Annotated in this window: 10 protein-coding genes; 6 read left to right on the top strand and 4 right to left on the bottom strand. The window is 70.2% G+C overall.

The window, feature by feature from the left end; genetic code table 11:
• Window positions 1–31: 31 nt before the first annotated feature.
• Together fahA and OG223_RS31015 are read right to left on the bottom strand one after the other, a co-directional pair.
• Window positions 32–1246 (bottom strand): fumarylacetoacetase, encoded by a 1215-nt coding sequence (fahA, locus tag OG223_RS31010; RefSeq protein ID WP_329255725.1) that lies wholly within the window; start codon window positions 1244–1246, stop codon window positions 32–34.
• 218 nt (window positions 1247–1464) lie between these two features.
• Window positions 1465–2175 (bottom strand): formylglycine-generating enzyme family protein, encoded by a 711-nt coding sequence (locus OG223_RS31015; RefSeq protein WP_329255727.1) that lies wholly within the window; start codon window positions 2173–2175, stop codon window positions 1465–1467.
• Between the two features lie 636 nt (window positions 2176–2811).
• Between OG223_RS31015 and OG223_RS31020 the strand changes: the two genes are divergently transcribed.
• Both OG223_RS31020 and OG223_RS31025 read left to right on the top strand, forming a co-directional pair.
• Window positions 2812–4731 carry a hypothetical protein gene (locus OG223_RS31020; protein WP_329255729.1) on the top strand — a complete coding sequence of 640 codons (1920 nt, stop codon included), beginning with the start codon at window positions 2812–2814 and terminating at the stop codon, window positions 4729–4731.
• A gap of 40 nt (window positions 4732–4771) precedes the next feature.
• Window positions 4772–5335 (top strand): hypothetical protein, encoded by a 564-nt coding sequence (locus OG223_RS31025; protein WP_329255731.1) that lies wholly within the window; start codon window positions 4772–4774, stop codon window positions 5333–5335.
• Window positions 5336–5416: 81 nt separating this feature from the next.
• On the opposite strand, the gene OG223_RS31030 is transcribed toward OG223_RS31025, so the two are convergent.
• Together OG223_RS31030 and OG223_RS31035 are read right to left on the bottom strand one after the other, a co-directional pair.
• Entirely contained in the window at window positions 5417–6568 is a 1152-nt protein-coding gene (locus OG223_RS31030) for a glycoside hydrolase family 53 protein (RefSeq protein ID WP_329255733.1), read from the bottom strand.
• A gap of 66 nt (window positions 6569–6634) precedes the next feature.
• Window positions 6635–8641 carry a beta-galactosidase gene (locus OG223_RS31035; protein ID WP_329255735.1) on the bottom strand — a complete coding sequence of 669 codons (2007 nt, stop codon included), beginning with the start codon at window positions 8639–8641 and terminating at the stop codon, window positions 6635–6637.
• 208 nt (window positions 8642–8849) lie between these two features.
• On the opposite strand from OG223_RS31035, the gene OG223_RS31040 reads away from it, so the two are divergent.
• From OG223_RS31040 to OG223_RS31055, 4 genes are read left to right on the top strand one after another with little or no spacing between them, the layout of a single operon-like run.
• Window positions 8850–10184, top strand: a complete 1335-nt coding sequence (locus OG223_RS31040; RefSeq protein WP_329255737.1) for an ABC transporter substrate-binding protein — start codon at window positions 8850–8852, stop codon at window positions 10182–10184.
• Window positions 10181–11167: a carbohydrate ABC transporter permease gene (locus OG223_RS31045; RefSeq protein ID WP_329255739.1), complete on the top strand. Its 987-nt coding sequence runs from the start codon at window positions 10181–10183 to the stop codon at window positions 11165–11167. Before OG223_RS31040 ends, OG223_RS31045 begins: the two co-directional genes overlap by 4 nt.
• A complete protein-coding gene (locus tag OG223_RS31050; protein WP_329255741.1) occupies window positions 11164–12045 on the top strand; it encodes a carbohydrate ABC transporter permease in 882 nt (293 codons plus the stop codon). Before OG223_RS31045 ends, OG223_RS31050 begins: the two co-directional genes overlap by 4 nt.
• A gap of 50 nt (window positions 12046–12095) precedes the next feature.
• Window positions 12096–13124, top strand: a complete 1029-nt coding sequence (locus OG223_RS31055) for a LacI family DNA-binding transcriptional regulator (RefSeq protein WP_329255743.1) — start codon at window positions 12096–12098, stop codon at window positions 13122–13124.
• Window positions 13125–13139 lie beyond the last annotated feature (15 nt).

Below are 13139 nucleotides of genomic sequence, written 5' to 3' on the forward strand. Positions count from 1 at the left end.
CGGATCCACCTCACCGGCCGCGCCCCTCGCCTCACTCCCGGCCCACGATCCGCCCGGTCACCTCGCCCAGCCCCACCCGCGTACCGTCCGCCCCGGGCGCCCACGCCGACAGGGTCACGACATCCCCGTCCTCCAGGAACGTCCGCTTGCCGTCCGGGAGTTCGAGGGCGTCGCGGCCGTTCCAGGTCAGCTCAAGCAGCGAACCGCGCTCGTGTTCCGCTGGCCCGCTGACCGTGCCCGAGCCGTACAGGTCGCCGGTGCGCAGGGAGGCGCCGTTGGCCGTCATCTGCGCGAGTTGCTGCGCGGCCGTCCAGTACATGGTGGAGAACGGCGGCTCGGAGACGACATGGCCGTTGATCGCGACGGAGATACGGAGGTCGTAGCCGCCGGGCTCCTCCGCCGAGTCGTCCAGATAGGGGAGGAGTTCGTGCGTGCGCTCCGGCGGGGCCACCCGCGAGTCCTCCAGCGCGTCCAGCGGGGTGATCCACGCAGACACCGACGTGGCGAAGGACTTGCCGAGGAACGGGCCGAGGGGGACGTACTCCCAGGCCTGGATGTCGCGGGCCGACCAGTCGTTGAGGAGGCACAGGCCGAAGACGTGTTCGCGGAAGTCGGCGAGGGCGACCGGCCGGCCCATCTCCGACGGCGTGCCGACCACGAATCCGACCTCCGCCTCGATGTCCAGGCGGACCGACGGGCCGAAGACCGGCGCGGGGTCGGACGGGGACTTGCGCTGCCCGGAGGGTCGTACGACGTCCGTGTCCGAGACCACGATCGTGCCGGAGCGGCCGTGGTAACCGATCGGCAGGTGCTTCCAGTTGGGGGTCAGGGAGTCGGGCGCGTCGGGGCGGAAGATGCGGCCGACGTTCCGGGCGTGGTTCTCCGAGGCGTAGAAGTCGACGTAGTCCGCGACCTCGAAGGGCAGATGCAGGGTCACCGCCGAGAGCGGGTGGAGGTACGGGGTGATCGTCTCCTGGTGGGAGGGCACCGTCACCCACGCCGTCAGCGCGCGCCGGACGTCCGACCAGGCCGTGTGGCCCGCGGCGAGCAGCGGGCCCAGGGTCGGGTGCGCGAGGAGGGAGACGTACGGCGAGCCGAGCGCCTCCGCCGCCGCGCCCGCGTCGAGCACATGGTCGCCGAGCCGGACGCCGACGGTCCGTTCGTCCGAGCCGGCGGGCGAGAAGACGCCGTAGGGCAGGTTGTGCGGGCCGAAGGGGTCGCCCTCGGGAAGATCGAAGGGGGGCATGGGTGCTGCCTCACTCTCGTACGTACTCGCATGTGGCCGCGCCACACGTTACGGGTGAGTTGCGGGAACCGGCAGTGTCTGAAGAGTTCGCAATGTCCGGATAGGCCTTGTCGGAGGGGGCTGCCGGCCGCGTCGTCGTATGGGCCGGTGATGCGGTTCGTGTGCGGCACGGGGATCGCGTCACCGTGACCGGCGAGGTATCTGGCCGCAGCGTGCGGTTAGTTGACGGGGAGCCACTTCGGTGTGGGCGACGACCGGGCGACGCGGAAGCCCACGTCGTCCACGCGGAACGTGGGGTGGCTGCGGCGCCGTACGGAGGCGCGGCAGCTCCAGTGCTCGTCGAACCAGCCGCCGCCGCGCAGTACCCGGTAGGTGCCGTAGACCTCGGGGTCGTAGAGGTCCCAGCACCACTCCCACACGTTGCCCAGCATGTCGTGCAGGCCCCAGGGGTTGGGCAGTCGGCCGCCCGGTTCGTGGGGCCGCTCCTCGGAGTTGCCGCGGTGCCAGGCGATGTCGTCGAGCGGTCCGTAGCGCGGGCCGCTCGTTCCGGCGTGGCACGCGTACTCCCACTCGGCTTCGGTGGGGAGGCGGTAGCCGTCGGCGGAGGGGTTTGCCCATACGACGGTTTCGACTGCCTCGTTGTGGTCGTCGAAGGAGTATGCGGGCGTCAACTCCTCTTGCTGGGAAAGGGAGTTGCAGAAGAGGACCGCGTCCTGCCAGGACACGGTCTCCACGGGGAGGCGGTCGCTGCCGTGCGCGGTGCTGGGGTGTTCGCCGGTGACCTGGGCGTACTGCTCCTGGGTTACGGGGAGGGTGCCGAGGTGGAAGGGGGCGAGGTCGACCGTCCATCTGCGTTCCGTGCGGCGGTCGGAGAGGGTGACCTGGCCGGGTGGGACGGGGGTGAGGTCGATGTGGGTGGTGGTGCCCATGGGTTACGTCAGCTCCGTGAGCATCGGCCGTAGGTGGGCCGCGAGTTGGGGATCCGAGTGGGTCGGTTCCGTTGGCGTGGTGGTGATTGTCGCATTCCAGGTGCGGCGGAGTTCTGGTTCGGTGAGGTGGTGGGTTGGGCGGTGGGTTGCGGTGGTCGGCGGTGGTCGGCGGTGTGCGGGTGGTTCGCCTGGGGGGCGTCGTGGGTCGGGGCCGCGTCGGGGGGTGTCCGTCCTCGGAACGGCGCGGAATCGGTTGCCTACCAACGCACTCGTGTTGACGCGCCAACCGCTGCGGGCGGACACCCCCCGACACGGCCCCTTCGCGCCGTACGCGGCCGACTGCCCGCCCCCCCCGGGCGCCGAACTCGCCGTAGATCCAGATAGATCCAGCCGTCCAGCCGTCCAGCCGTTCGCGGCCTTGTCCACTTCCCCGCGTACGGCCAGCACGAGGTCCGTCTCCGACCAGCGGTCGCCTGTGCCGGTCGCGTGCGAGCCGGTGTGGGTGTGGGTGTGGCTCCGGCTCGGCATCGCCGGTCTTGTCGCCCTGGCCCTGGCCCTAGTCCTGGCCCTAGTCCTGGCGTTGGCCCCGGGCCGAAGGGCCTTGTCCCGTCGTGAGGTGGTGGGGATCATGACCGCGTGCGACATGGACAGGAACTTCACGAACTGCTCGGCCGCGTCGGACTCACGGTTGTTGAGGACGTGAGTCCGGGCAGCCTGTTTCCGCCGGAGGCAGGCTGGCGGATCGCGCGAGGGATCGCGGCGCCGGACGGCGCGGTCCGGGGAGCGCTCGACGGCGTGTGGTGGCGGCGCCTCGCGGATGCCGACGGCGAGTTCCTGGTGGCCGTCCTCGGACATCGGATCGGCGGCAACGACTCCCGGTGGACCCGGGTCCGCCACGCCGGCGGCGGTGTGCCGGGGCTGACCGGCGACCCCGGGTTCGTGGCGCTCTCCCTCGACGGGCAGGTGCTGCTGGCGGAGGTGCCCGGCGTGGACGGGCCTCGGGTGACGGCCCTCGACCGACTGCCGGAGCGGCTGGAGGAGGCCGCCGAGAGCGCCGGGCGTGAGACGGAGGCCGAGCGCGCCGACGTGTGGGCGGCGGTGCCCGGCCGGCCGGCACGGCCCCTGCACTGGGCGGAGGGGATCGGGTCCAACCCTGCCGCGCCGGACGAGCTGCTGATCCGGCTGCTCGATGTGGAGGTGGGTTTCCTCCACGGCTGCGACCGGCCCGCCGTACTCGACGCCGCCGTGGCGCATCCCGATCCGCAGGTGCGCTCGCGGCCCGCGGACACCTTCCGGCCCAAGCTCACGTCCGATCAGTGGCTACGCATGGTCCGCGCCGAACCGTCGCCGAGCCGGCGCGTGCTCTGGGCCGAACATGCCCGCGCCTGGGGCGTCGAACTCCCCGGGGACCTGTACGACGACCTCCTCACCGGCCCGTCCCGTGCTCAGGCCGCCGAACTCCCGGGGCTCCCCGCACACCACCTCCCCGGCCTCGCGGCCGACGCCGACCCCCGGGTGCGGGTGGCCGCCTGCGCCCGGTGGGAAGACCTCGCCGTGCCGTTGCGGGTGCGACTGCTGGCCGACACCGACGACGCGGTGCGTACGGCGGCGCTGCTCGCCCACCACCACGACGTCCCCATGCCTCGGCACGTCTTCGCCGCGCTGCCCGAGCCCCGGCGCGCGCTCGAACAGTGCCGTCTTGCGCCCGAGTTGGAGGCGGAGGTCGTCCGGGACGGGGACGCGGGAGTACGCCTGGCGTTGGCCGCCAACCCGCGGCTCGGCGTGCACGGTGTCGCCGTCCTGGCGGAGGACCCGTACGACGACGTCCGCTCGGCGGTGGCGCTGCGGCCCGACCTCGACGAGGAGCAGCGTGCCGCGGTGCGCCATGACTTCGACTCGACGTCCATGGTGCGCACTCTGCCCTGGGTCGCGGACCTGCACGGTGACGCCGACGCGATGCGCCGCCTCGCCGTGTCGTCCCATCCGCTCATCCGCGGGAGCGTGGCCCGTGCCCGGCATCTTCCACCGGACGTCGTGGAGCGGCTGGCGCGGGACGAGGACCGCACGGTCCGCCTGTTCCTCGCCGAATCGTGCGACGACGCGCCCGCCGAGATGCTGCTGGAGGTCTGGGGCTGGTGGGACGGCAGCTTCAGCTATCCCGGCCGCCCCCGCAGCCACCCCAACTTCCCCCGCACGGGCCTGCTGCGCCACGCCGGCGACCCCGCCGGGCGGATGCGCCGCCTGGTCCTGGACGATCCGGAGTCCACGCCCGCCGATGTCGCTCGTCTCGCCCGCGACCCGGAAGCCGAGGTGCGCCGTCGCGCGGCCGAGGACCCCCGGCTGTCACCGGCCGACGCGGTGCGGCTGCTGAACGACCCGGCGGACTACATCCGCGACACCGCGATACGCAGTCCGCGGCTGCCGGCCCGCGTCCTCGCCGCGCTGCTGCACGACCGCGACACGGCCATCGCGGCGGCCGCCAATCCGTCGATACCGGTCCCCGTCCTCCACCGCATCCTGGCCGCGGCGGCGGAAGCCGTGGCAGCGCGGCGCTGAGCATCGCTCGTTGTCAGTGGGGCAGGGCATGATCCGGTGGATGCGCTACACGACGTGGACCTCGGATCGCATGTTCGTCTCCTACCGGCAGTACTACCTCCAGGGCGACGAATTTCTCAGCGAGTACGACGATTCCGACACGGTCCGGCGGATCTTCGCGGGGAACAGCCTGGCGGCAGGGGGACCGGAACACCTCACGGTGTGCGCGGGCACCCACACCGGCCGGATACGCCTGACCACTCGGCAGTGCGCGGACGAACCACCGCTCCCGGGCGAGGAGTGGGAGACCGTGGTGGACGTGAGCATCTGCAGCACGAGTGGCAGCCTGTGGTTGTTCCGGTGGGGCGGTGACGTCGAGGAGGACGCCGGGAACTTCGCGACGGCCGGGGCGGGTTGGTATCGCGTCCGCGTGCAGGCACGCGGGCGCGACGACGGCGACGGGAACGACGGCGACGGGCACGACGGCGACACCCCGGTGGAGGAGCACTTCCTCAGCGTGTGGCCGGCGCCGCCTGGACCCGACACCGTGCACCGTGCGAACGATGCCTTCGCCCGCACGCACTATGACCCAACCCGGCCTCCTGGCCGGCCTGTTCAGCCCTGAGCCGCCTCGCTGTCGAGCTCCTGCTCGGGCTCGCTCTCGACACTCATCCCGCGCCCGGCGTCGTACGACCGTGCCGCGGCATTACGACCGGTAGCCGCCCAGCGTCCTCAACCCCGGCAACGCCCTGTCCTGGAAGTCGAACAACGCCAGGTTCTCCCACGCGTTGCCGGACGTCGGATCGGTCGGGTCCCAGCCGTCCCCCTTGCGATACGTCCAGACGCCCTCCCAATAGCAGTAGCCCAGCCCCTTGCCCCCAGGCACGTCCACCATCAGGTCCGCCACCGTCCGCAGCCACGCCGCCTGCCCCGCCGGTGTCGCCGGGTAGCCCTCCGTCAACTGCGAGGGGTCGTACATGATGTCGTTCGTCGCGTCCTCGCTCTCCAGCGTGAACGGATACGCCGTCTCCGCGATCAGCACCGGCTTGTCGTAACGGGCAGCCAGATCGGCCAAGTTGGCCGCCGCCGCTGCCGGGGTGCCGTGCCAGAACGGGTAGTACGACTGGCCGATGATGTCGAAGTCGACCCCGTCGGCCACCACGTTGTCGTACCACCAGCGGGACGTGCCGTTGTCGCCGCCGGAGGCGATGTGGAGCATCGTGCGGATGCGGGGGGTCGTGTCGCGGGCGGCGGTCAGGCCGGCCTTCAGGAACGTCGTGAGGTTGCCCCAACCCCCGCCGTCGTCACCCCAGTTCTTGCCCGTGGGCCAGAGCAGGCCGCCGTTGATCTCGTTGCCGATCTGCACCAGGTCCGCCGGAGTGCCCTGGCGGCGCAACGCGCCCAGCACGTCGGCGGTGTGGTCGTAGACCGCCCTCGTCAGGCCCGCCACATCCAGGTCCGCCCAGGCCGCCGGCTTGGTCTGGTGCGCCGGGTCCGCCCATGTGTCGGAGTAGTGGAAGTCGACCCAGATGCCGATACCCGCCCGGCGCAACCGCTTCGCCAGCGGCAGGATGTGCCTCTTGTTGTTGTAGCCGTCGGCCGGGTTCACCCACACCTTCAGGCGGGCGTGGGTGACGCCCGCGTCGGCCAGGATGCGGATCGGGTCGTCCCGGCGGCCGTCCGCACGGCGGTACACCGCGCCGTACGCCTCGTCCTTCGGCAACGACGAGATGTCCATGCCCCGGATCTCCAGCCGGCGCCGGTCGGCGGCCACCGCCGGCGCCGCACCCAACACCGGCACCGCGAGCGCGGCGGCACCGACCGCACCCGCCGCCGTAAGAACACTGCGTCTGCGCATAACGAAGTTCCCTCTCACCGACAGAAAAGAAGCACGAGCAACTGAGGTTCACAACACGGGAGTTGATCAGCGCGGGGTGCGGAACACCTCCACCCCGCCCGCCGGCACCGCCGCCCGGGTCCCGTCCGGCAGCACCACCTTCACCTCGCTTCCGGTGTGGTTCACCGCGAAGCGAAACGTCCCCGACTCGCCCTCCCGTACGACGAGTTCGACATCGCGCGGCAGATCGACCGGCGTGATCCCCGCGTCCGCGAGGGCGAGGTCCACCACGGCCGCCAGGTCGGCGCCCGTCAGCCGCGTCGCCAAGTACCAGGCCGCACCGGACCCCAGCCCGTACCGGGTCAACGCGGGCCCACCCGCCGTACGCCCCTCGGCGAACACCGCGACCGTCTCGCAGCCCGCACCCGGGATCACGACCTCCGACCACAGATCCGCCGTGTACGACGAACCGTCCGCACCCTGGACCGAGATCGTCTCCCCCGGCAGCAGCGGGTCGAACTCCTCGACGGTCAGGCCGAGTACGTCCCGAAGCGCCCCGGGATACGGCCCCGCGTGCAAGGTGTCGTTCTCGTCGACGATCCCGGAGAAGAAGGAGACCAGCACCGTCCCGCCCCGCGACACGTACCGCTCCAGATCCGCCCCCACCCCGGCCGGCGCCGCGTACAACTGCGGTACCACCAGCAGTGGATACCGCTCCGGGTCCAGGTCGCCGAGCCCAGTCGGCGGCAGGAAGTCCACCGTCAAGTGCCGGTCGTAGAGCGCTTCGTAGAAGGAATCCAACCGTTCCCGCGCGTCCAGATCCTGGCTCGGCCGCCACTCCAGGCTCTGCGCCCACCAGGAGTCCCACGACCACACCATCGCCACGTCACCCCGCGTCCGGGTGCCGCGCAGGCCGGCCTCGCCCAAGTCCGAGACCCGGCGGCCGAGTTCCGTCACCTCGCGCCAACCCCGGTTGTCCGTACCGGAGTTCGCCAGCATCGCGGTGTGGAACTTCTCCGCGCCCGACTGCGACTGCCGCCACTGGAAGAACATCGCGCCCTCGGAACCCCGCGCCACATGCCCGAGTGAGTTCCGGGCCATCTCACCGGGGCGCTTCGCGGGGTTGTACGGCTGCCAGTTGACCCCCGACGTGGCGTGCTCCAGCAGCAGCCACGGGCCGCCGCCCGCCACCGAGCGCGTCAAGTCGGCCGCCAGCGCCAGGTTCACGTGCGTGCGGCGGCCGTCGGTCATCAGGTAGTGGTCGTTGGTGACGAGGTCGACCTCCTTCGCCCAGGCCCAGTAGTCGACGGTCTGGCCCTGGCTCGGCGCGACCATGAAGTTGGTGGTGACCGGGATGGCGGGGGAGAGGCGGTGCAGGATGTCCCGCTCGGCCACGAAGTTGGCGCGGGCCTGGGCGTCGGCGAAGCGGTGGTAGTCGAGTTGCTGGGTGGGATTGCATACGGACGGGGTCGCGCGGGGCGGAGTGATCTCCTCCCAGTCGCCGTACTGCTGGCCCCAAAACGCCGTTCCCCAGGCCTTGTTGAGGGCATCGAGGGTGTCGTGGCGCTCGCGCAGCCAGCCCCGGAAAGCCACCGCGCACACATCGCAGTAGCAGGCGAGCACCGGGGCGCCGTACTCGTTGTGGACGTGCCACAGGACCACGGCCGGGTGGCTGCCGTAGCGCTCGGCGAGGGCCGTCGTGATCGTGGCCGCCGCCGCCCGGTAGGCGGGGTTCGAGTGGCAGATCGCGCCCCGCGAGCCGAAGGCGAGGCGGACTCCCTCGCGCGTCACCGGGAGCGCGTCGGGGTGCGCGCGGTAGAACCACGCCGGCGGTACGACGGTCGGCGTGCCGAGGTTCACGGAGATCCCGGACGCGTGCAGCAGCTCGACGACCGTGTCGAGCCATTCCCAGTCGTACTCACCGGGACGCGGTTCCATCCGGGCCCAGGAGAAGACGCCGAGGGAGACCGTCGTGACCCCGGCCTCCCGCATCAGCCGTACGTCCTCCTCCCAGACCTCCTGCGGCCACTGCTCGGGGTTGTAGTCACCTCCGAAGGCGAGCGGCAGACGGTCGTGGGGGGCGGGGGACGGCATGGGTTCACTCCCGGGGATCGAGGACTGAGGCGACCACAGCACGGCTGAATCGCGGCCGTTTCTGTGATCGTGCACATGGATGGTCGTGGCTGCCACCCGTCAGCAACAAGTAGGTAACCCCAGGCGTCATCCATTGACAAGGGTCCGAAACAATTCTCTACTGTGCACGGTCACAGAGCCGTGACCGGCTCGCACCCAGTCAGGGGAGATGAAGATGTCGATCCACCGCCACCAGTTCAGCAGGCGCAGCATTCTTGCCGGGGCGGCAGCCGTAGGCCTCACGGGCACCCTCGCCGCCTGCGGCGGTTCCGACGACGACTCCGGCAAGAGCAGCGGGCCGGTCAAGCTGACCTACTGGGCCTGGGCGCCGAACATGGAAAAGGTCGCCGCGATCTGGAACAAGAAGAACCCGGACATCACGGTCACCGTGTCCAAGCAGGCCGCGGGCAAGGACATCGTCTCCAAGCTGATCACCGCGAAGAAGGCGGGCAACGCCCCCGACCTCATCCAGGTCGAGTACCAGTCGCTGCCGACGCTGGTCTCGAACGACGTCCTCGCGGACATCTCGAAGTACGCGAAGTCCGCCAAGTCCCAGTTCGCCGAGGGCCTTTGGGGCATGGTCACGCTCGGCACGGACGCGGTCTACGCGATACCGCAGGACTCCGGGCCGCTGATGTTCTTCTACCGTGAGGACCTGTTCAAGCAGCACAACCTGACGGTCCCGGCGACCTGGGACGACTTCGCGAAGACCGCCCGCGCCGCCAAGAAGGCCCTCCCGAACGCCTACTTGACGACGTTCTCCTCCAACGACCCGGGATTGTTCGCGGGGTTGTCGCAGCAGGCCGGCGCCAAGTGGTGGACTGTGCAGAGCGGCGGCAAGTGGACCGTCGGCATCGACGACGCGGCCACGAAGAAGGTGACCGACTTCTGGGGCGGTCTCGTCCAGGAGGGCGTGATCGACAACCAGCCGATGTACACGCCGGCTTGGAACAACGCCCTGAACAAGGGCACCAACATCGCCTGGGTCTCCGCCGTGTGGGCGCCCGGTGTGCTCGTCAGCTCGGCCCCCGACACCAAGGGCAAGTGGCGCATGGCACCGCTGCCGCAGTGGAGCGCGGGCGAGGACGTCACCGGCAGTTGGGGCGGCTCCTCCACCGGTGTCTCCACCGACTCCAAGCACGCCGAGGCCGCGGCCAAGTTCGCGACCTGGCTGAACACCGACCCGGAGGCGCTGGCCGCTCTGGTCAAGGAAGTCGCCATCTACCCGGCGGCCACCAAGGGCCAGTCCGGCTCGGTGCTCACCCCGCCCGAGTTCTTCCCGAACCAGACCGACTTCTACGACACGGCCGCGAAGATCGCCGCCACCACGGCCGCCTCCGCCTGGGGCCCGAACGTCCAGGTCGCCTACGACACCTTCAGCGACGCGTTCGGCACGGCCACCAAGGCGAAGAAGGCGGCGCAGTTCGACACCGCGCTCGCCACCATGCAGTCGTCGACCTTCACGGACATGAAGAAGCAGGGCTTCAAGGTGACCGAGGCATGACCAGCACTCCGCTCAAGGGCTCCGACCGGCTCGCGGCCGGGCCCTTGGCGGACGGCACCGCCACACCCGTCCGCCCCCGCCTCCGTCGCCGTGGCCGCAGCGCGCCGTACTGGTTCCTCGTACCGGCCGTGCTCCTGTTCATCTCCTTCACCGTCGTACCGATCGGGTACGCGGTGTGGCTCAGCCTCCACAAGGTCCAGGTCAAGGGCATCGGCCTCGGCAAGGGCGCCCGCGAACAGGTGTGGAACGGCATCGGCAACTACACCGCCGTGTTCGAGGACTCCGAGTTCGGCCACAGCGTCCTGCGCGCCTTCGGCTACGGCCTGATCGTCATCCCCACGATGCTCGGTCTGGCGCTGGTCTTCGCGCTGATGCTCGACACCCCGCAGGCACGCAGCGCCAAGTTCGCGCGCCTCGCGATCTTCCTGCCGTACGCCGTCCCCGGCATCATCGCCGCACTGATGTGGGGCTTCCTGTACCTCCCGACGGTCAGCCCCTTCTACTACCTGCTCCGTGAGTTCAACCTCCCGCAGCCGGACCTGTTCGACGGCGGCAACCTGTACCTGTCCTTCGCGAACATCGCGGTGTGGGGCGGCACGGGCTTCAACATGATCGTCATCTACACCGCCCTGCGCGCGATCCCGCAGGAGATCTACGAGGCCGCGAAGATCGACGGCGCGTCCGACCTGAAGATCGCCCTGCGGATCAAGATCCCGATCGTGATGCCCTCCCTCGTGCTCACGTTCTTCTTCTCGGTCATCGCCACGCTCCAGGTCTTCACCGAGCCCATGGCGCTCAAGCCGCTGACCAACGGCCTCTCCAGTTCCTGGAGTCCGCTGATGGCCATCTACGACGCCGCCTTCCTCAGGTCGGACATCTACGGCGCCTCCGCCACCGCCGTGGTGCTGGCTCTCGCGACCTTCGCGCTCTCCTTCACGCTGCTGCGCGTCTCCGACCGCTACACCCGGGAGGACCGGGCATGACCCCCCTCACCCTCACCGCCACCGACGCCCGCCCGGGCCCCGCCAAGCCGAAGCGCACCGCCTGGGTGCCCACCCTGGTGCTGGTCCTCGGCTCGCTGTACTGCCTGATCCCCGTCATCTGGGTGGTCATCGCGGCGAGCAAGGGCCGCGGCGAACTCTTCTCCACGTTCACCTTCGCCCCCGGCACCGGCTTCCTCGACAACTTCAAGGACCTGAGTTCCTACCGGGACGGCATCTTCTGGCAGTGGATGCTCAACTCCCTCTTCTACGCGGGCGGCGGCGCCCTGCTCTCCGCCGCGGTCTCGGCCGCCGGCGGCTACGCGCTGGGCCGATTCGCCTTCAGGGGACGGGAGTTCGTCTTCAAGCTGATGCTGGCCGGCGTCCTGGTCCCGAGCATCGTGCTGACGGTCCCGCAGTACCTGCTCCTCTCGAAGACGGGCCTGGCCGACTCGTACTGGTCGATGCTGCTGCCGTCGATCCTCTCTCCCTACGGCGTCTACCTCGTCCGTATCTACGCGGCCGCGTCCGTGCCCAACGAACTCCTCGAAGCCGCCCGCATGGACGGCGCGAGCGAGTGGCGGATCTTCTCGCGGATCGCGGTACCGATGATGATGCCGGGCCTCATCACGGTGTTCCTGTTCCAGTTCGTCGGCATCTGGAACAACTTCCTGCTGCCGTTCGTGATGCTCGCGGACGACACCAAGTTCCCGCTCACGCTGGGTCTTTACACCCTGCTCAACCAGGGCGCCTCGCAACCGGCGCTCTACACACTGGTCATCATGGGCTGCTTCCTCGCGATCCTGCCGCTGATCGCGCTGTTCCTGGTGATCCAGCGCTTCTGGTCGCTGGACCTGCTGAGCGGATCGGTCAAGGCGTGAGATAAGTACCGAGCTCCAACTCCCCCCACTGAACCGGCAGAACGAGGACCATGACCACCAGTCCGAACGGACGCCGCAAACCGCCCACCATCCACGACGTGGCCCGGGAGGCAGGGGTCTCCCGGGGGACCGTCTCCCGGTTCCTGAACGGCGGCCACTACGTCTCACCGGCCGCCCGCACCGCCGTGGAGACGGCGATCAGGAAGACGGGGTACGTCGTCAACCGGCACGCCCGCTCCCTGAGCACCGGACGGTCGGACTCGGTGGCGTTCCTCCTCACCGAGCCGCAGGAGAAGTTCTTCGAGGACCCCAACTTCAATGTCCTGCTGCGGGGTTGCACCGAACACCTGGCCCGCCACGACATCCCCCTGCTGCTGATGCTGGCCTCCTCCAAGGACGAACGCCGCCGCCTCACCCGCTACATCACCTCGGGCCACGTGGACGGCGTACTCCTCGTCTCCAACCACAGCGGCGACCCCGTCGCGGCCGAACTCCGGGACGCGGGCATCCCGTTGGTGGCCTGCGGCAAGCCGCTCGGCACCGCCTCCAAGTACAGCTATGTGGCCGCCGCCGACCGCGACGGCGCCCAGGAGATGGTCCGCCACCTCATCTCCCGGGGCAGACGCCGCATCGGCATGGTCACCGGCCCGCTGGACGCCCCCGGCGGCCCGGACCGCCTGGCCGGCTACCGGGACGTCCTCACGGAGGCGGGCCTGCCCCACGACCCGACCCTCGTCGTCGAGGGCGACTACCGCCGCACCGGAGGCGAGGAGGCGGCCCGCAGACTCCTGACCCAGGCCCCCGATATCGACGCGGTGTTCGTCGCTTCCGACCTGATGGCCCTCGGCGTGGTCAACACCCTTCAACAATCCGGCCGTTCGGTCCCGGATGACATCGCTGTCGGAGGCTTCGACGACTCGGCGGCGGCCACCTCCATCACCCCGGCCCTCACGACCATGCGCCAGCCTTACGACCGCATCAGCGCCGAAATGGTGCGAATGCTTCTCGCGCAGATCGCCGGCGAGGACACGGCCGGCGTGATCCTGCCCACCGAACTGGTGATCCGGGAGTCGGCATAACCGCCGTAACTGTCA

It is taken from the genome of Streptomyces sp. NBC_01478 (genome assembly GCF_036227225.1).
In the GTDB taxonomy this organism is placed as follows: domain Bacteria; phylum Actinomycetota; class Actinomycetes; order Streptomycetales; family Streptomycetaceae; genus Streptomyces.

Excerpts from the sequence above, each read along its gene's own strand:
- fahA (WP_329255725.1), bottom strand. The coding sequence starts at position 1,246 with ATGCCCCCCTTCGATCTTCCCGAGGGCGACCCCTTCGGCCCGCACAAC.
- OG223_RS31015 (WP_329255727.1), bottom strand. The coding sequence starts at position 2,175 with ATGGGCACCACCACCCACATCGACCTCACCCCCGTCCCACCCGGCCAG.
- OG223_RS31025 (WP_329255731.1), top strand. The coding sequence starts at position 4,772 with ATGCGCTACACGACGTGGACCTCGGATCGCATGTTCGTCTCCTACCGG.
- OG223_RS31030 (WP_329255733.1), bottom strand. The coding sequence starts at position 6,568 with ATGCGCAGACGCAGTGTTCTTACGGCGGCGGGTGCGGTCGGTGCCGCC.
- OG223_RS31035 (WP_329255735.1), bottom strand. The coding sequence starts at position 8,641 with ATGCCGTCCCCCGCCCCCCACGACCGTCTGCCGCTCGCCTTCGGAGGT.
- OG223_RS31040 (WP_329255737.1), top strand. The coding sequence starts at position 8,850 with ATGAAGATGTCGATCCACCGCCACCAGTTCAGCAGGCGCAGCATTCTT.
- OG223_RS31045 (WP_329255739.1), top strand. The coding sequence starts at position 10,181 with ATGACCAGCACTCCGCTCAAGGGCTCCGACCGGCTCGCGGCCGGGCCC.
- OG223_RS31050 (WP_329255741.1), top strand. The coding sequence starts at position 11,164 with ATGACCCCCCTCACCCTCACCGCCACCGACGCCCGCCCGGGCCCCGCC.
- OG223_RS31055 (WP_329255743.1), top strand. The coding sequence starts at position 12,096 with ATGACCACCAGTCCGAACGGACGCCGCAAACCGCCCACCATCCACGAC.